Raw genomic sequence first — 18,245 nt, 5'->3', positions numbered from 1 at the left:
GTGCTCCGTTCTGCTCTCCACCGCCGGTTCCAGGTCCTGGCATGGCTTGCCATGCTGCTGGTGCTGCTCGCCCCGCTGGTGAGCCGCTGGCTGGCGCATGGTCACGTGGCTACCGCTGCGCCGGTTGCGGCGATGGACCACGCGATGCACGCAGAGCATGCGCAGCACACGATGGAAGGGCACCACGAGCATCACGCGATGGCGATGCCGCACGGCGAGGCTGCAAAGAAGCCCGCTGCCGATCCACACGCCGACCATGAGATGGGCGTGGACTGCGATTACTGCCTGATCGCCGCGCGGCTGATCACTCTGCTGGTGGCGGCGTTGCTGCTGTTGGCGCCGATGGCGCCGGTATGCCGCGCGTTGCGCGGTGCGGTGCAGGCGTTGCCGCAACGGATCAGCGGCACATTGGGAGCGCGTGGGCCGCCGGCACTGATGGCCGTCTGAGCCCTGCGCGCACGCCTTTGGATTGATTTTCCCAAGCTGCCAGGCATGACCTGGCACTACTGCGTGCGCGTTCCCCGAACTCCCTGAGCTGCCCTGCCACTGCGGGGGGGCCCTGCATGCCGTGAACAAATGAAAACCAACCCCAACTCCGCGCGCCTGCGCAGGGCGACGCTGCCTGCGCTGTGCATGTCCCTGCTGCACGCCGTGCCGGCCCTTGCCGCCGATACGGCACCCCCGACCACGCTGGATACCGTGCGCGTGGTCGACACCCGCAGCGGTGAACTGTCTTCCACCGCCAGCGCCGGGTCTGCGCTGGGCCTGAGCGTGCTGCAGACGCCAGCAAGCCTGACCGTGATCTCGCGCGAACAGCTGGAGCAGCGTGGCGATGCCAACCTCAACGATGCGATCAGCCGGGCAGGCGCGATCAGCGCCATGCCGCACCCGGGCAATGGACTGAGTGCGCTGTCCAGCCGTGGCTTCACCGATGGCGCCTCGGTGATGCGCCTGTACGACGGGCTGCGCCAGTACGGTGGCGTGGGCATCACCTTCCCGTTCGATACCTGGTCGATCGAGCGCATCGAAGTGCTGCGCGGGTCGGCTTCGGTGATCCATGGCGACGGTGCGATCGGCGGCGTGATCAACATCGTGCCGAAAAAGCCCACGCGCGGTGCAATCGAAAACGAGATCAGCGTGACCGTGGGCAGCGAGGACACCGCGCGTCTGGGCTTCGGCAGTGGTGGCGCGCTGACGCCCGAGCTGGCCTACCGGCTGGATGTGAGTGGCAACTACAGCGGTGGTTGGGTTGATCGAGGGCGCAACAGTGACGCGACGTTCTCCGGCGCCTTGCTGTGGCAGCCCCGGCAGGACCTGCAGCTGACGCTCACCCATGCGCAGGGCTATCAGCAACCGATGCGCTACTTTGGCACGCCGCTGGTCGAGGGCCACCAGCTGGAGGCGCTGCGCCACCGCAACTACAACGTGGACGACAGCGAGATCCGCTACCGCGACCGCTGGACCCAGCTTGATGCGCTGTGGACACCGAACGCAAACGTCGAATGGCGAACGCGCCTCTACCAGATCGACAGCCAGCGCGATTGGCGCAATGCCGAAGCCTATGTCTACAGCCGCGCTACCGGCTTGATCGATCGCTCGGGCAATACCGAGATCACCCACAACCAGGACCAGACCGGGTTGACCTCGACGCTTCGGGTACAAGGGAACATCGCGGGCCTGGCCAACAGCTTCGCCGTGGGCCTCGATGCCAACCGCGCGCACTTCAAGCACACCAACAACACCTACGCGGGCAGTTCGGGCCCGGTCGACCCGTTCGATCCGGTGCCAGGCCAGTTCGCCAGCGATGCACCAAACCTGCCGCGCTATCGCAACCGCGCCGAGCAGTACGCGCTGTTCGTGGAGGACCGGCTGGCGTTGAGCGAACGCTGGTCGGTACTGGGTGGGCTGCGCCACGACCGCGCGCGCATCGATCGCACCGATCTGATCAGCGGCCAGAACGCGTTCTCGAAGACCTACAGCAGCACCGGCTGGCGTGCAGGTACGGTGTTCGCATTGCAGCCGACGCTGAGCCTGTATGCGCAGTACTCGCAGGCGGCAGATCCGGTCAGCGGACTGCTGATGATCAGCCCCGCCAATGGAGCGTTCGATCTGGCCAAGGGGCGGCAGCTCGAGGTGGGCCTGAAGCAGGCCTTCGACGGTGGCGAGTGGACGCTGGCGGCGTATCGCATCCGCAAGACCGGGCTGCTCAGCCGCGATCCACTGGTGCCGGATCGCCGGGTACAGGTGGGCGCGCAGACCTCGCGCGGTATTGAGGCGTCGCTGAACTGGAACTTCGCGCCGCACTGGTCGCTGGATGCCAATGCCACGGTACTGAAGGCCGAGTTCGAGGACTTCCTGGAAACCACCGGTTCGCCGGCGGTACTGGTATCGCGAGATGGCAACGTGCCGCCGAACGTGGCCGAGCGCTTGGCCAATGTGTGGCTGAGCTGGCAGTTCGCACCGGACTGGAATGCGACAGGTGGCGTGCGTTACGTCGGCAAGCGCTACGCCGACAACGCCAACACATTGGAGCTGCCCGGCTACAGCACCACCGACCTGGCACTGACCTGGCAGGCGGCACCGCGCACGCGACTGTCCGCGCGGCTGTTCAATGTGTTCGACAAGGCGTACTACGCCACCGCGTACTACACCAGCACGCAGTGGCTGCTGGGTGCGGACCGGCGCGTCGAATTCACCGTCGACCATCGCTTCTGAGGACGCCGGCCATGACGCTGTCATCCACCGCCAAGCGCTGGACCTACCTGGTGCATCGCTGGCTGGGCATCGGTGGGTGCCTGCTGATGCTGCTGTGGTTCGTGAGTGGCATGGTGATGCTGTTCATCGGCTACCCGAAGCTGACGCCGGGTGAGCGGCTGGCGGCGTTGCCGGTGCTGGCGGATGCCCGCGGCTGGCAGGGGCTGTCGGCATTGCCGGCCGCCGTGCAGAACGAGCCGGAGGCCGTGGCACTGACGACGCTGCGTGGCGAGCCGGCCTACGTGGTGCGCAGTGGCAGCAACGTGGGTGCCTGGTCTGCGGTGACCGGCCAGGCGCTGCTGCCGGTGTCGGCACAGCGCGCCGAAGCATCCGCTGCACAGTTCGCGGGCGGCCAGGCCTTCGTGGGTGCGATGCGCGTGGAGGAGGACCGCTGGACGCATTCGCGCGCACTGGATGTGCATCGACCGCTGTATCGCGTTGAGGTGGGCGGCGCGCAGCCGGGCGACCTGTATGTGTCCTCGCGTACCGGTGAAGTCGTGCTGGACGCTCCGCATGTGCAGCAGCGCTGGAACTATGTGGGCGCCTGGCTGCACTGGCTGTACTTCCTGCGCATGCAGTCGGTGGACCCGGTGTGGACGTGGGTGGTGATCGTGCTCTCCGCGCTGTGCACCGTTGCCGCCGTCAGCGGCATCGTGGTGGGAGTGTGGCGCTGGCGTTTCCATGGGCACTACCGTTCGGGTGCGAAGACGCCATACGTCGAACCATGGATGCGCTGGCACCATCTGATCGGGCTGGTGGCTGCGGCCTTCGTGTTTACCTGGATCTTCAGCGGGCTGATGTCGATGAACCCGTTGGGCGTCTTCAGCAGTACGCGCGAAGCGATCGACAGCGGACGCTATCGTGGCGGCGCGGTAGCGGTGGATGGCGCGCTGGCTGAGCCGGCAAAGCTTCTGGCGGTGGCCGATGCCGAGCGCTTCCGGCCGGTGGAGATCCAGTGGCGACGCATCGGTGGTGAGCTGTTTGCAGTGTTGCTGGACGGGCAGGGCGATACCCGCATTGTGTCCGGCAGTGACGGCCATCTGCAGGTTGCTCGGTTGCTGCCGGCCGCGTGGCTGCAGCAGAAGGTGCGGGCGCTATCGGATGCACCCATGCAGGGCTACCGGGTCCAGCATGCGGCGGATGCGTACTTCTACCCGCGTGCACCGGAAGCCATGAACGGCGCAGCGGTACGCCGCTTCCCGGTGGCGGTGGTGGATTTCGGCGATGCCGAGGCGACGCGCGTCTACCTCGATCTGGCCACCGGCGATCCGTTGCTGACGATGGGGCATCGCGAGCGGGTGGGGCGCTGGCTGTTCTACTTCCTGCACAGCTGGGACCTGCCGGCGATGCTGCGTCAGGACACCACCCGGCTGGCTGTGTTGCTGCTGCTGAGCCTGGCGGGCACCGCGCTGTGCGCGACGGCCACGGTGATCGGCTACCGCCGGTTGCGGATGAAGCTGCGGCGCAGGCTGCGCTGATGCCCTGGACTACACCCGCAGCCAGCGCGTGGACACGGCCACCAGCAACAAGGCGGTGGCCACGCCGACGAACGCGGCGATCAGGCCGAAGTGGTTGGCGGCAAAGCCGATCAGCGCCGGTCCGGCGAGGATGCCGGCAAAGCCCAGCGTGGAAACGGCGGTGATGGCCAGTGCGCCGGGCATGCGGGTCTGGTGGCCAGCCAGCGAGAACAGTGCGGGCGCGATGTTGGCGCAGCCGAGGCCGACCAGCACATAGCCGACCAGCGACGCCTGCCACGGCGTGACCAGGGTCAGCACCAGCACGCCCGCCGCAGCAAGCAGAGCGCCAAAGACAATCGCGCGCTGGCGGCCCACGCGTGCCACCAGTGCATCGCCGAACAGGCGTGCGACCGTCATGGTCAGGGTGAAGGTCACATAGCCGATGCCGGCGAGGCTGGCATCGACGCGACGCACATCGCTGAGGAACACTGCGCTCCAGTCCAGCATCGCGCCTTCGCCGAGGAAGGCGACGAAAGCGAGTACACCGATGAACAGCACGATGCCATGCGGCAGGGCCAGCATCGGTGTGTCATGCGGCATGCGTTCGCTGTGCCAGTGCGCTGCCGACAGCAGCATCACCAGCAGCATGGCGCCCACCCCGATCAGCACCGATGCCAAGGGCGGCAGCTGTGCGGACAGCAGCACGGTCATGGTGGCCGCGCCGAGGAAGCCGCCGATGCTGAAGAAGGCATGGAAGCCGGACATCATCACGCGCCGCGCTTCGCGCTCGACGATGACAGCCTGCACGTTCATCGTGCAGTCCATCGCGCCCACGGCGGCACCGAACACGAACAGCACCAGGCCCAGCGCCCACGCCGAACCGGCCAGTGCCAGGCCGGGCACGGTCAGGCAGATCAGCAGGCTGCTGGCCACCATCACCCGGCGGCAACCGAGGCGCGCGGCCAGCACGCCGGACAAGGGCATCGCCAGCAGCGAACCGGCACCGAGGCAGAGCAGTACCAGCCCCAGCGTGGCGTCGTTGATTTCGGTGCGTGCCTTTGCGAACGGCACCAGGGTGGCCCACAGCGCGGTGGCGAAGCCGGGAATGAAGAATGCAGCGCGGGTCGCGTGCTGTTCGGCACGCGCGCGGTTGGCAAGGGACATGAGCGGGACGGTCAGGGGGGAGTGGGGTGCACCGCGATGCCGGCGGCGCGGAAGCGTGCCGCCAAGGCGGGCGGTGCGGTGGTGGTCAGCACCAGGTCGTCGATCTCGTCCAGGCTGGCGATCTGCCAGTTGCCGCGCGCGCCGAGCTTTTCAGTGGTGGCGGCGACGATGACGCGGCTGCTGCAGGCCACCATCGCGCGCTTCAGCGTGGCTTCTTCCGCATCCATCGCCCACACGCCGGTATCGCCGTCCACCGCGCATGGGCCGGGCAGGTACACATCGGCACGCAGGCGCTGCACCTGGGCCAACGCTTCGGCACCGACCGCACCGCCACCGCTGGCCAGGCGGCCGCCGATCAGCTGCACCGAGGTGCCTTCCAGCATGCTGGCGGCGGTGGCGATCTGCGGGGCATTGGTGATCACCGTCAGCCCGAGAGCGGCCGGCAGCTGCTGGGCGATCGCCAGGTTGGTTGAACCGGCGTCGAGCAGTACGACCTGGCCGGGGTGCAGCAACGCGCAGACGCGGGCGGCCAGCTCGGCCTTGTCGCCGCGGTCGCGGGTCAGGCGTTCGCGCAACGGGCGTTCCTTGGGTGGCGGCAGCACGGCGCCGCCGTAGACACGCTGGCACAGCCCCTGCGCAGCCAGCTCGCGCAGGTCGCGGCGGATCGAATCTTCAGAGACGGCATAGCGGCGCGCCAGTTCGGCGGCGACCACGCGGCCCTGCTGGCGCAGTTCCTCGAGGATCTGCCGGGTGCGCTGGGCGGGGAGGGGGCTGGGATCGGAGCTCATGACGCAAGTCTGCACGTTCGCGCATAAACGTGCAACAACGTGCATTGGATGGAAGTGGGCACAGGGCGGCTGGACTGCCGGTGAACCCGCCGGCGCCCGGGGTCTATGGATCGCCCTCGCGGCCCGGCATCATGGCGGGGCACTTGGCATGGAATCCCTGATGTCCCCCACCGTTCACCGCAAGCTGCGCATCGGCGCGGACCAGTACACCGGCCAGAAAGTGGTCGACCAGCAGTTCCACGAGTGCGATTTCTCCGGCGCGGACCTGACCGGCACCGAGTTCATCAACTGCAGTTTCTACGATGCCGACAGCCGCACCGGCTGCCGCTTCAACGGCGCCACGCTGAAGGAAGCCAGTTTCCGCAGCTGCGACATCAGCATGTGCCACTTCAACTTCATCAAGGCGCTGGGCCTGGAGATCAGCGAGTGCCGTGCGCAGGGCGCGGACTTCAGCAACGCCAGCTTCATGAACCAGATCACCACGCGCAGCTGGTTCTGCAGCGCCTTCATCAAGAAGTCGAACCTGCGCTATGCCAATTTCTCGCGGGTGACGCTGGAGAAGTGCGAGCTATGGGAAAACCGCTGGGACGGTGCGAACGTGAGCGGCGCCAGCTTCGCCGGCTCGGACCTGTCCGGCGGCCAGTTCGAGGGCATCGACTGGAACAGCGCCAACTTCACCGACTGCGACCTGACCAACTCGGAGCTGGGCGAGCTGGACCTGCGCAGCACCAACCTGCGTGGCGCCACGCTGGACGTGCAGCAGGTGGCGCTGTTGATGCAGCGGATCGGCATCACGGTGGTGCCGTAGGCATCACCCGGCGTACGCCACCCAGCCCTTGAAGCTGAAGCCGGCATAGAACAGTTCCACGCCGTCGAAGCCGGCCTCCTGCAGCAGCGCCACTTCCTGTTCGGGGGCCAGCAGCGGCAGCCGCTCGGCAATGGCGTCGATCGCGCGCTGCGCATCGGCCCGGGCAACCCCCGAAGCTTCGGCGAACGCTGCGTAGCGCTGCAACCAGCGCAGCTTGCCGGCCGGATCCTGCGGCACGCTGTGGTGCGCCACCACCAGCGGCGCGCCGGGCTGCAGGCGCCGGTGCAGCTCGCGCAGCGTGTGCAGGCGCTGCCCGGCATCGAGGAAATGCAGGGTCAACAGGCAGCTGGCACCGTCGAAGCGCAGATCGGGCGCATCGTCGATGTAGCCTTCCAGCAGCTGCACGCGCGACATCAGCGGACCCAGTGTCTGTTCGGCCAGGGCCAGCATCGGTGCAGCCGGGTCCACGCCCAGCAGCTGCCAGCCCGGCTGCGCCTCGGCAAAAGCCTTCAGTTCCAGCCCGCCACCGGCGCCCAGCACCAGCACACGGCCCTGCGCAGGAACGCGTTCGGCCAGCAGCAGGCGGCTCATCTGCTGCAGGGCGAGGAAGCCGGGCACCTGGCGCAGTGGCGCTTCGGCATAGCGGGCCACCGCCTGCGGGTCGGAGAACGTGGACATGCGCGGATTCCTGCGGCGGGGGACATACCACTGTAGCGCGGCGCGCAAGAGGCATTGCGCGCCGCTGCCGCACGGGCAGGACAGGGCTCAGGCCGCCGCTGCCTCAAGCACGTCTTCCAGCCGCACCTCGCCGAGGAAGCCACCGCTGCTGGTTGCCGGCTGCTGCGCTTCGATGGCGTGGGCGAACTGCACGCCGGCGTCGTCCTGCAGGCGCTCGAACAGCTGCTGCACCCTGGGAAACTCGCGACGATCGACCACCTGGTGATAGTCGTTCCAGCGCGCGATGCCGGCGAAGTAGGCATCGGCAAAGCTGCGCTGTTCGCCCAGCAGCCACGGGCCCGTGCCGATCATCTGCTCCAGCGCCTGGTGGGCGTGGCGCACCTTGGTGGTGCCATAGGCACGCAGCGCCTCGCCGTCATCGCCCTCGGCGTGTTCCAGCGCATGCCAGAGCGGGGCGTAGGCACCGAAGAAGCTGGTGTTGAGATAGGCCAGCCGATGATTGAGGCTGTCGAAGCCGGACGTGCCCTGTGCGAAGCCCAGCCCACGCGCGATACCCAGCGCAGCCAGGTGGTTGAGGATGGCCAGGCTCTCGCTGAGCAGTTCGCCCCGCGCAGTGCGCAGGGTCGGGGTTTCGCCCAGCGGATTGAGGCGGCGGTAGTCTTCGCCCTGCACCTGGCCGGGCATGTCGATGCGGCACAGGTGATACGGCTGGCGCAGCCACTCCAGCGCAACGATGGAGCCGAACGAGCAGCCCGAGGGCACGCCGTAGAAGAGGATCGGGGTCATGGCAGGTTTCCGGTTCAAGCCGCGATGCGGCGGGTGATCAAAGCGTGCCTGCGTGGACATTGCCCCGGAAGCCGTTCGAATGGCATCCTGAAGTCCACATCTGTGGACGTTGCCCGTGCTCAACCTCAACGATCTGGCCCTGTTCGTGACCGCAGTGGAGCAGGGCGGGTTCGCTGCAGGCGGGCGCCATCTGGGCCTGCCGCGCTCGACCCTGAGCAAGCGCGTGGCGCTGCTGGAAGAACAGCTCCAGGTGCGGCTGCTACAGCGCAGTTCGCGCCGCTTCGCATTGACCGAGGTCGGTCAGGAGTTCTTCGAGCGTGCACGCGCGGCGCTGTCCGAGGTTGAGGCTGCCGAGGCCATTGTCCGCGACCGCCAGGCCGAACCCAGCGGCACCGTGCGCATCAGCGCTTCGATTCCGGTGGTGCAGGGCGAGCTCGCCACGTGCCTGCCTGCACTGGCCCGCCGCTATCCACGGCTGCGTATCGAAGTTGAAGTGAGTGATCGTTTCATCGATCTGGCGCAGGAAGGCATCGACATCGCCCTGCGCAGCCACTTCGGTCCGCTGCCGGATTCCGGGTTGGTGCAGCGAATGCTCGGCAGCGAACGCATCGTGCTGGTGGCGTCACCTGGTTATCTGGCAGCCGCGCCGGCAGTGGACACGCCCGAGCAGCTACGCGTGCATGCCGGCCTGCTGACCGCGCGCCATGCAACGCGCTGGACGCTGCACGGCGCCGACGCCCGCACCGTGCAGGTGGAGCCGCAGGTGGCGCTGGTCGGCAATGAATCGCAGCTGCTGATCGCGGCGGCAGAAGCGGGTCTTGGCATCACCGTGCTGCCACACAGCCTGTGTGCTGCGGCCATCGCCGCCGGCCGCCTGCAGCAGGTGCTGCCGGCGTGGCATGCCGGCGAAGTCACCACCAGCGTGCTGCTGCCGCATCGTCGCGGCCAGTTGCCGGGCGTCCGCGTGGTGGTGGATGCGCTTGTCGCGCATTACCAGCTCAACGCAGCGCGCGCGCCAGTACCTGCCAGATCCTTGGGTCCTGGCACTGCGAAACGTTGAAACGTACATAGTCGGCCGCGCGCTGCGACTGGCTGAACGCGTTGCCCGGCGCCAGCACGATGCCCTCGCGCAGGCATTGCCGCGCCAGTGCGGCGGCGTCGCGGCCATCGGGCAGCTGGCACCACAGGAACAGGCCAGCTTCCGGTTGCAGCCACGGCGTGATGCCCAGCGTCTGCAGCTTGCGCAGCGTGTGCCGGCGTGCATCGGCCAGGCGCGAACGTATCGACTGCATGTGGCGGCGGTAACCGCTGTCGGTCAGCGCGATGTGCATCAACTGTGCGGCCAGATGGCCACCGCCGAAGCTGGTCGCCAGCTTCAGGTCGGTCAGTGCCTCGATCCAGTCGTGGCGCGCAGCGATGTAGCCGCAGCGCGACGCTGCCGACAGCGTCTTGGAGAAACTGCCGACGTGGATCACCCGTGACAGCCCATCGAGCGCGGCCAGTCGCGGCGCCGGCTCCAGTTCGAAGTCGGCGAAGATGTCGTCCTCGACGATGATCAGTTCGCTGCGTTCGGCCAGGCCCAGCAGGCGGTGTGCGGTGCTCGCGGAAAGTACCGCACCGGTCGGGTTGTGCAGGCCGGAATTGGTGATGTACAGCCGCGGCGAATGCGCCTGCAGTGCCTGCGCGAACGCCTCCAGGTCCGGGCCGCTGTGCGTGTACGGCACGCCGATGGCCTGCACCTGGTGCGCCTTCAGCAGCGCGTGGTAGTTGAAGTAGCTGGGGTCATCGACCAGCACGCAGTCGCCGGGCTTGAGCAGGAAACGGCAGAGCAGATCGACCGCGTGCGTACCGGATTCGGTCAGCAGGATCTGCTCCATCGGTGCATCGATGCCGAGCGTGGCGCTGCGCCTCTGCAGCAGCTGGCGCAACGCGGGCAGCCCGAGCGGGCCAGCGTAGTCGACCAGCTGCATGGCATCGGCACGCGCCAGCCGGCGCAGGCCGCGGCGCACGCCATCGTGATACAGCCAGTCACTGGGCATCCAGCCGCAACCTGGCTTGAGGTGGCCCGCGGGCGTTTCCAGCGATTGCCGTGATACCCACAGCGGATCCACCGCGCGGTCCAGCCGCGGCTCCATCTCGGCCAGCGCCAGCGGTGCGGCCGGGCCACTGACGTAGAAGCCCGAGCCTGCGCGCGCACTGATCAGGCCTTCGGCCGCCAGGCGCTCGTAGGCTTCGACCACGGTGGAGACCGATACCCCCATCGCCGCCGCCTGCGCACGTACCGAGGGCAGGCGTGAGCCGGGGCCATCCAGCCGCGCACTGATGCGGGTGCGGACGGTCTGGATGACCGATTCGATGCGGGTGAGCGGACGCGGCATGGCGGAACCGTAGTGGAAGTGTGGGCAGTACAGTTACTTGCGACTGTACTGGATTGTAGCTGGGGTCGTCCCGCGCTGGATGCTTCCATACAGGTCCAGCCGGGCATCGTCCGGCACCTTCAGGAGTACAGGCGTGGAACGGTCGGCGAGTGGTTGGATCAATGGCTTCATCGGTGTGGTGATCTTCGCTGGCTCCCTGCCGGCCACCCGCCTGGCGGTGCTGCAGCTGGACGCCGGATTCGTCACTGCTGCACGCGCCACCATTGCCGCCGTGCTCGGCCTTGGCCTGCTCCTTCTGCTGCGCCAGCCGTGGCCGCGGCGCAATGACCTGCCCGGGCTGGTAGTGGTCAGCCTCGGGGTGGTGGTCGGCTTTCCGCTGTTGACCGCGCTCGCCCTGCGGCATGCGTCGTCGGCACACACCATCGTGTTCCTCGGGCTGTTGCCACTGAGCACTGCGGTGTTCGGCGTGCTGCGCGGTGGCGATCGACCGCGCCCGGCCTTCTGGCTGTTTTCGTTGCTGGGCAGTGCCTGCGTGGTCGGCTATGCGGTGCGCAACGGCATCGAGGCCTCGCTGCAGGCTGACCTGCTGATGCTGGCGGCGATTATGGTGTGCGGGCTGGGCTATGCCGAGGGCGGTCGGCTCGCCCGCCACCTGGGCGGCTGGCAGGTGATCAGCTGGGCGCTGCTGCTGGCCTTGCCGGTGATGCTGCCGCTGACAGTGCTGATGCGCCCGGCCTCCTTCACCGCGGTCGATGCCTCGGCATGGTGGGCGCTGGGCTACGTTGCGGTGTTCAGCATGCTGATCGGCTTCCTGTTCTGGTACCGCGGGCTGGCCCAGGGCGGTATCGCCGCCGTCGGCCAGCTGCAGCTGCTACAGCCCTTCTTCGGCCTGGCCCTGGCCGCGCTGCTGCTGCATGAATCGGTCAGCCTCAGCATGGTGCTGGTGACCGTGGTCGCGGTGATCTGCGTCGCCGGCGCACGCCGCTTCAGCCGCTGAACGAAAAAGGGGACGGAGGGGATTAAGTCGCTATTGCCCCTTATGTGCCGGAAGCGACTTAATCCCCTCCGTCCCCTTTTTCGGTGATAGCGCGGGCGTATCGTGCGCGGTGGTCAACGGTATTGGCCGAGTGCAGTGCGCTTGGCCGAAGCTGTGCCGATGCAGCCAATTTCTCGTATTTTCTTTGAGGGCCAGGTGGGCCTGGTGACCGGTGCCGCGGGTGGGTTGGGCCTGGCCTACAGCCGCCTGCTGGCCGAGCGCGGTGCGCAGGTGCTGATGCATGATGTCGGCGCCGGTACCGACGGCCGCGGCGCCGATCCACAGCGCATCCTGCGCAGCGTCGAAGCGCTGCAGCGGCAGGGTTTGCCGGTACAGGCCGCAAGCGGTCCCATCGACCATCGCGCTGGTTGCCATGCGCTGGTGCAGGAACTGCTGCAGGCGCACGGCCGCATCGACTTCCTGATCCACAACGCGGGCTGGGTCGAGTACCAAGCGCTGGAAGCGATCGAGGACGAGGCGCTGGAACAGATGCTGTGCCTGGCCGCGAAGACGCCGCTGTGGCTGGCGCAGGCGGCGTGGCCCGCGATGCGCTCGGCCGGCGGTGGACGCATCGTCATCACCACCTCCGATCGCGCGCTGTATCCGCAGTACGCACAGCGCGGACTGGCGGCCTACGCGATGGGCAAACTGGCCGCGCTCGGCCTGGTCAATGTGCTGGCGCTGGAAGGCGCCGAGCATGGCATCGTGGTCAACGCGGTTTCGCCGGTGGCGAAGACCCGCATGTGGGGCATCGACGGCGAGCCCGACGAACTGCATCCGGATGCAGTCGCGCAGGGCGTGGCCTATCTTGCATCCACGCGCTGCCACGAGGGCGGATGGGTGCTGCGCGCCAGCAACGGGCAGTTCCATGCACTGCGACTGCAGGAGGCCGAGCACGTGGCGTATCCGCGCGATCTGCGTGCGGTCAGTGCCGACAGCATCGAATCGGTCGCACTGCAATGGCCAGCCATTGCCCGCGCCAGCGTGGACGCGCGCAGCTGAGGGCGTACCCTAGGCGGGTTCCCACTGCCTGCATCGAGATGATCGACCTGCGCCTGCTTCGCCAGTTCGTGGCCGTGGCCGAAGAGCTGCATTTCCACCGTGCCGCAGCCCGCCTGCACATGTCGCAGCCGCCGTTGACGGCGGCAATACGACGGCTGGAAGACGAACTCGGAAGTGAACTCATCGTGCGCGGCAACCGTACCCTGGGCCTGACCGTGGCCGGGCAGACGCTGCTGGTGGAGGCGCGGACAACGCTGCAGCAGGCCGAGCAGGCGTTGCAGCGCACGCGCGAAGCCGCCGCCGGGCAGTCCGGCAGCCTGCGCGTGGGCTATGTGGGCAGTGCGCTGTATGGTCGCCTGCCGGGCTTGATCCGCCGCTTCCGCCAGATCTACCCGCACGTTCAGCTGCACCTGCAGGAAGCCACGTCGCGCCAGCAGCAACTGTGGCTACGTGAGCAGCGCATCGACGTCGGCGTGCTGATTCCGCCGATTCCCGCCGCCGAGCTGGTGCTGCACGATTTCGACCATGACCGCCTGGCCATCGCGCTGCCGCGCGCTCATGCGCTGGCCGACGCGCCGGAGGTCAGTGTGGCGATGCTGGCCGACGAACCGTTCGTTTCATGGCCGGCGGGCGAGGGCATCGGCTTCCACGCACAGGTGCTGGGCCTGTGCACCGCGGCGGGCTTCACCCCGCGCGTGGTGCAGGAAGCGCAGGGCATGCACGCGGTGTTGTCGCTGGTGGCGGTGGACGCCGGCGTGGCGATCGTCCCGGCCAGCATGGCCAGCTTCCGCCCGCAGGAAATCGCCTATCGCGTGCTGGAGGGCGAAGCCGCCCGCTTCGCCCTGCAGTTCTGCGTGCGCCCGGAACCAACGTCGCCGGTGCTGGGCAATTTCCTGCAGACGGCGGGTGCGAACTGATTCTGTGGATCCGCTACGCCTCATCGTCGCGGAACAGGTTGGCAACGGCATAGTCGATGAACACCCGCAGGCGTGCACTGGGATGGCGCCCACCGGGCCATAGCAACGAGAACTGCCCCTGATGCGTGGGCAGTGCTGGCAGTACCCGCTGCAGGCGGCCGTCGGTCAGCGCTGGCAATGCTCAGAACCGATAGCTGATGGTGCCGGTCACCACGCGCGGGTAGCCGGCGAAGCAGTCGCCAAACGTGCGGCACGGGGCGTAGTAGCGCTTGTCGGTGAGGTTGGTGATGTTCAATGCCATCGTCCAGTCGGTCACCTGCACTTCCACCAACGCATCGGCCAGCGTGTAGCTGGGAGTGATGATGCGTCCGCCATTGCCCAGCGACACCGTGTTGCCGACATGGCGCACGCCCAGGCCCAGGCGCAGGCGTGCGGCATCGTCCAGCTGGAAGCCCTTGGATACCCAGGCCGAGGCCAGGTCCTGTGGGGTGTCGTTGAGGCGCTGGCCCACTTCCAGCGCGAAGTTGCTGCGGCTGACCTCGGCCTCGTTGCGCGCAACGGCGGCGGTGATCGTCAGGTCGTTGGTGAACTGGAACTGGCCTTCCAGTTCCACGCCCTTGGAGCGGATCTGCCCGGTCTGCACCACGTTCAATACGTTGTCCGGGTCGTTGGTCTGCCGGTTGGTTTCTGTGATGCGGTATGCCGCCATCGTCAGCAGCAGGTTGCGTGCCGGTTGCCACTTGATGCCGGCCTCGCTCTGGCGGCCGCGCATCGGCTTGAAGGCCTGGCCGAACAGGTCCTGGCCAGTGACCGGGAGGAACGATTCGCTGTAGCTCAGGTAGGGTGATACTCCCGCGCCGAGGTCACCGATCAGGCCGGCGCGGTAGGTGGTGGCGTTGTCGGTCTGGCTGGGTTGGCCTTCGGTCCTGGAGCGTGCATGGTCGCGGCGCGCGCCCAGTACCAACGAGACGCGGTCGGCCCAGCGGATCTGGTCCTGCACATAGACACCCAGCTGGGTGGAGGTCTGGTCCGGCTGTCGATTCCAGCCACGCACGATCGGTGCGACCGATACCGGGGTGTAGATGTCGATCGGCGTGCCGGTGGCGTCCAGCCGCTGCAGCTGCTCCTTGTATTGGCTGTAGTCCACGCCGGCCAGCAGCAGATGCTGGAAGGCACCGGTGGCGAAGTCGAACTGCAGCGCATTGTCGGCGCTGAAGATCTGCACGTCGGGGCGGGTGCCGTAGGCGGTGCGGTTGACCACGCGGCGGTCGGCGTCGATGAAGGGATCTGCCGGATTGCTGTAGCTGTCCACGTACATCTGCTGCAGGGTGGTCCTGCCATCGATGTAGCGCACCGCCGAGCGCAGACTCAGCACATCATTGAAGCTGTGGTCGAACAGCGCGGTCAGGCTGTAGACGCGCGAATCGATGCGATCAAAGCCGGGGTGGCCGATGAAGGTGGAGGTGTCCAGGCGACGGCCTGGCGGCGCCAGCAGGGTCGCTGCCAGCGGCAGGAACTGCTGGCTGGAGCCGGTCCTGTCGTGCTGGTAGCTGGCCAGCAGGGTCAGCGTGCTGCGTTCGCCGCGCCAGCTGATCGAGGGTGCCAGGTAGATGCGGTCGTCGTTGAGTACATCGGTCTGCATGTTCGATTCACGCACCAGCCCGACGAAGCGTCCGGCAACCGTACCGGCATCGTTCAAGGCGCCGCCGATGTCACCCTGCAGCTGCCTGCGGTCGAAGCTGCCGAGCTGCACGCCGACCTCGCCCCTGAGGGCGTCGAAGGTCGGGCGCTTGCTCATCGCATTGATGATGCCGCCGGTGGCGCCGGCACCGTACAGCACCGAAGACGGGCCGCGCAGTACTTCCACGCGTTCCAGGCCGTAGATCTCCGGGCGGGCGAGGGGGCTGAAGCCGTAGCTGCGGCGCAGGCCATCCTGGTACTGCACCGGGTCCAGGCCGCGTACGGAGGTCGCATCGTTGCGGGTATCCAGGCCCCAGGCATCGGCGGTGACGCCAGCGCTGTAGCGCAGCACTTCCTGCAGGTTGTGTGCACCGCGGTCGGTGAACAGCTGCTGGGTGACCACGCTGATCGCCTGCGGCGTCTCGGTCAGGGCGGTGTCGGTCTTGGTCGCGGTGCTGGCCCGCTCGGCCACCACGGTCACCTTGTCCAGGGTACGTGCCGCTGGGTTGTCCTGGGCCTGGGCGATGGCCGAGGCCAGCAGGGTGGGCAGGGCGAGCGTGTACAGCAGCGGGCGGCGCGGCGACAGGGCGGGCATCGTCAGGAATCCGGGAAGGGCGGTGACGGCGGATTATCCGGATGCCTGTCCGCAAATACAAATGATTCCCAAGTGCGATTGAGTGCCCGAGGTGGATGTCAGGGCAGGCCGTCCGAGGCGCCGCGGATGCTCAGCCAGGCGCCACCGCCCGGGGCGCTGCCCGCGCGCAGCCGGAAGCCGTGGAGGCCGGCAATGGCGGCCACGATCGACAGGCCCAGGCCGAATCCCGGCCCCTGGCCGGCGCTGCTGCTGCCTCGGAAGAAGCGCTGGTAGATCAGCGTGCGGTCCTGCGGCGGGATGCCGGGCCCGTTGTCGATCACATCGATCCTCGGCGCGCCGTGATCATCGACCGCACGCAGCAGGATACGGCCGTGCGCAGGGGTGAACTGCAGGGCGTTGGACAGCAGGTTCGCCACCGCTTCGAACAACAGTTCACGGTCGCCACGCAGCAGGCCCACCTGTGGCTCCACCTGCAGCTCCAGCAACTGCTGCTTCTCTTCGGCCAGTGGCAGGTAGAACTGGTGCAGTTCCTGCAGCAGCTCGGCAACGTCGACCTCGTCGAAGGCCGAACGCCGCTGGTGGCTTTCCAGTTCGGACACCCGCAGCAGCGCGGTGAAGCGCGCCATCAGCATGTCCGTTTCCGCCAGTGCCTTGTCCAGCGGGTCGGCATGCGGATCCTGCTCGTCCAGGCCGACGCGCATGCGGTACAGATGCGCGCGCAGGCGGGTGAGCGGGGTGCGCAGATCGTGGGCGATGCTGTCGCACACGCCTTTGACCTCGGTCATCAGCTGTTCGATGCGTTCCAGCATGGCATTGACGATGCTCGACAGCCGATCGATCTCGTCGCGACGGTTGGATACCGGCAGGCGTTGACCGAGGTCACCGGCCACGATGCGGTTGGTGGCGGCTTCGATCTGCTGGATCCGCTTCAAGGGCCGCCGGCGCAGCAGATGCCATCCGGCCAGGCCGGGAATGACGGTCAGCGATACGCCCCACAACAGCGCATCGAGGATGATGCTGTTGACGGCGGTGAGCTTGCCGTTCTGGCGGACGAACACCAGCGTCCGCCCATCCCGGGTCACCATGCCCAGCGCATTGCCGCCGCTGTCGTGCCGGCCTCCGGCCAGCGTCCAGCCCTGTACCGGATGCGAGCGGCCATCCAGCGGTAGTCCGTCGGGAATGGCGATCAGCGTGCCGCCCTTGGGCGAGCCGCGGCTGTCGAACAGCCCGTAGGTGTACACCTGGTGCAGGTCGAAGCGCTGGCTGTCGCGCAATGCATCGTCCAGTGCCTGGCCGTCGAATGCCATGAACAGATGGGCACGCTGCTGCAGCCCGGATTCGGTCAGGTCATTGAGATAGTCCGAGATGCGCCAGTACATCACGCCCAGCAGCAGGCTCGACCAGGCCACGAACAGGATGCAGTACAACCCGAGCAGGCGGCTGCTGGACGAGCGCCACTGGTCAGGATTGCGCATCGAAGACATAGCCGGTTCCACGTACGGTGGTGATGGGTTGCGGGCGGCCCGGCTGCTCGATGCGTTTGCGCACGCGGCCGATGTGGACGTCGATCAGGTTGGTGCCGGGGTCGAAGTGATAGCCCCAGACTTCCTGGAACAGCATGCTGCGGGTGACCACCTGGCCGGCATTGCGGACCAGGAATTCGAGCAGCTTGAACTCGGTCGGCAGCAGGCTGATCTCCTGCCCGCCACGCCGGGCCGAACGGGTCATCAGATCCAGTTCGAGGTCGCCGGCGCGCAGGACACTGTCAGCAGGGCCGGACGGGTTGCGGCGGCGGATCAATACCTCCACGCGGGCCGCCATCTCATCGGAGGCGAACGGCTTGGTCAGGTAGTCGTCGCCGCCTGCACGCAGGCCGCGCACGCGCTCGTCCACGTCCGACAGCGCGCTGATCATCAGTACGGGGGTGACGATACCTTCGCGCCGCAGCGCAGTGACCAATGCCAGGCCATCTATGCCGGGCAGCATGCGGTCCAGGGTGATCACCGCGTAGTCGCCTGCACGCGCCAACGCGAGGCCGGCGGTGCCATCAACGGCAACGTCGACCTCGAAGCCATGGCTGCGCAGCTCGGTTGCGATTTCCTCCGCAGTGACAAGGTCGTCCTCGATGGTGAGTACGCGCGGCATGGGCCAGTGTGCAGGTTGGATGGCTGCCATCCTCGCAACCGTTCGCGGTGACTGCAA

Annotated in this window: 16 protein-coding genes and 1 pseudogene; 8 read left to right on the top strand and 9 right to left on the bottom strand. The window is 67.6% G+C overall.

The window, feature by feature from the left end; translation table 11 throughout:
- Positions 1-51 precede the first annotated feature (51 nt).
- From AC13GF_RS02575 to AC13GF_RS02565, 3 genes are all read left to right on the top strand, one after another.
- On the top strand, positions 52-447 hold the full coding sequence (locus AC13GF_RS02575; protein WP_483003125.1) for a DUF2946 family protein: 396 nt from the start codon (positions 52-54) through the stop codon (positions 445-447).
- Positions 448-576: 129 nt separating this feature from the next.
- A complete protein-coding gene (locus AC13GF_RS02570) occupies positions 577-2,715 on the top strand; it encodes a TonB-dependent receptor (RefSeq protein WP_483003123.1) in 2,139 nt (712 codons plus the stop codon).
- 11 nt (positions 2,716-2,726) lie between these two features.
- Positions 2,727-4,232: a PepSY domain-containing protein gene (locus tag AC13GF_RS02565; protein ID WP_483003122.1), complete on the top strand. Its 1,506-nt coding sequence runs from the start codon at positions 2,727-2,729 to the stop codon at positions 4,230-4,232.
- 9 nt (positions 4,233-4,241) lie between these two features.
- On the opposite strand, the gene AC13GF_RS02560 is transcribed toward AC13GF_RS02565, so the two are convergent.
- Together AC13GF_RS02560 and AC13GF_RS02555 are read right to left on the bottom strand one after the other, a co-directional pair.
- On the bottom strand, positions 4,242-5,375 hold the full coding sequence (locus AC13GF_RS02560) for an MFS transporter (RefSeq protein ID WP_483003120.1): 1,134 nt from the start codon (positions 5,373-5,375) through the stop codon (positions 4,242-4,244).
- 11 nt (positions 5,376-5,386) lie between these two features.
- The gene (locus tag AC13GF_RS02555; protein ID WP_483003119.1) at positions 5,387-6,163 is read right to left on the bottom strand and encodes a DeoR/GlpR family DNA-binding transcription regulator; all 777 of its coding nucleotides are present in this window, start codon (positions 6,161-6,163) and stop codon (positions 5,387-5,389) included.
- 160 nt (positions 6,164-6,323) lie between these two features.
- On the opposite strand from AC13GF_RS02555, the gene smqnr reads away from it, so the two are divergent.
- Positions 6,324-6,971 (top strand): SmQnr family pentapeptide repeat protein, encoded by a 648-nt coding sequence (gene smqnr, locus AC13GF_RS02550; protein WP_483003118.1) that lies wholly within the window; start codon positions 6,324-6,326, stop codon positions 6,969-6,971.
- Positions 6,972-6,974: 3 nt separating this feature from the next.
- Here smqnr and AC13GF_RS02545 read toward each other — a convergent pair whose 3' ends face one another.
- Positions 6,975-7,649: a class I SAM-dependent methyltransferase gene (locus AC13GF_RS02545; RefSeq protein WP_483003117.1), complete on the bottom strand. Its 675-nt coding sequence runs from the start codon at positions 7,647-7,649 to the stop codon at positions 6,975-6,977.
- 87 nt (positions 7,650-7,736) lie between these two features.
- The gene (locus AC13GF_RS02540) at positions 7,737-8,435 is read right to left on the bottom strand and encodes a glutathione S-transferase family protein (RefSeq protein ID WP_483003116.1); all 699 of its coding nucleotides are present in this window, start codon (positions 8,433-8,435) and stop codon (positions 7,737-7,739) included.
- 115 nt (positions 8,436-8,550) lie between these two features.
- Here AC13GF_RS02540 and AC13GF_RS02535 point away from each other — a divergent pair, with 115 nt between their 5' ends.
- On the top strand, positions 8,551-9,495 hold the full coding sequence (locus AC13GF_RS02535; RefSeq protein ID WP_483003114.1) for a LysR substrate-binding domain-containing protein: 945 nt from the start codon (positions 8,551-8,553) through the stop codon (positions 9,493-9,495).
- Here AC13GF_RS02535 and AC13GF_RS02530 read toward each other — a convergent pair.
- The gene (locus AC13GF_RS02530; RefSeq protein ID WP_483003113.1) at positions 9,434-10,813 is read right to left on the bottom strand and encodes an aminotransferase-like domain-containing protein; all 1,380 of its coding nucleotides are present in this window, start codon (positions 10,811-10,813) and stop codon (positions 9,434-9,436) included. The genes AC13GF_RS02535 and AC13GF_RS02530 overlap by 62 nt on opposite strands.
- A gap of 133 nt (positions 10,814-10,946) precedes the next feature.
- On the opposite strand from AC13GF_RS02530, the gene AC13GF_RS02525 reads away from it, so the two are divergent.
- From AC13GF_RS02525 to AC13GF_RS02515, 3 genes are all read left to right on the top strand, one after another.
- Entirely contained in the window at positions 10,947-11,810 is an 864-nt protein-coding gene (locus AC13GF_RS02525; protein WP_483003112.1) for a DMT family transporter, read from the top strand.
- A gap of 159 nt (positions 11,811-11,969) precedes the next feature.
- Entirely contained in the window at positions 11,970-12,851 is an 882-nt protein-coding gene (locus AC13GF_RS02520; RefSeq protein WP_483003111.1) for an SDR family NAD(P)-dependent oxidoreductase, read from the top strand.
- A 38-nt stretch (positions 12,852-12,889) separates the two neighbouring features.
- A complete protein-coding gene (locus AC13GF_RS02515; RefSeq protein WP_483003109.1) occupies positions 12,890-13,768 on the top strand; it encodes a LysR family transcriptional regulator in 879 nt (292 codons plus the stop codon).
- Between the two features lie 13 nt (positions 13,769-13,781).
- On the opposite strand, the pseudogene AC13GF_RS02510 reads toward AC13GF_RS02515, so the two are convergent.
- The 4 genes and pseudogenes from AC13GF_RS02510 to AC13GF_RS02495 all read right to left on the bottom strand — a co-directional run.
- A pseudogene (locus tag AC13GF_RS02510) lies at positions 13,782-13,949 on the bottom strand (LysR family transcriptional regulator); the annotation flags it as partial.
- Positions 13,950-16,043 carry a TonB-dependent siderophore receptor gene (locus tag AC13GF_RS02505; protein ID WP_483003107.1) on the bottom strand — a complete coding sequence of 698 codons (2,094 nt, stop codon included), beginning with the start codon at positions 16,041-16,043 and terminating at the stop codon, positions 13,950-13,952. It lies immediately after the preceding pseudogene.
- Positions 16,044-16,141: 98 nt separating this feature from the next.
- Complete coding sequence (locus tag AC13GF_RS02500; RefSeq protein ID WP_483003697.1) at positions 16,142-17,518, bottom strand: sensor histidine kinase; 1,377 nt, start codon at positions 17,516-17,518, stop codon at positions 16,142-16,144.
- Entirely contained in the window at positions 17,505-18,188 is a 684-nt protein-coding gene (locus tag AC13GF_RS02495; protein WP_126928577.1) for a response regulator transcription factor, read from the bottom strand. Before AC13GF_RS02495 ends, AC13GF_RS02500 begins: the two co-directional genes overlap by 14 nt.
- Positions 18,189-18,245 lie beyond the last annotated feature (57 nt).

The organism is Stenotrophomonas sp. 22LJNL06-5-1 (genome assembly GCF_056861455.1).
Note: the sequence above shows the minus strand (reverse complement) of the source record. Positions and strands in the feature narration are given on the sequence as shown.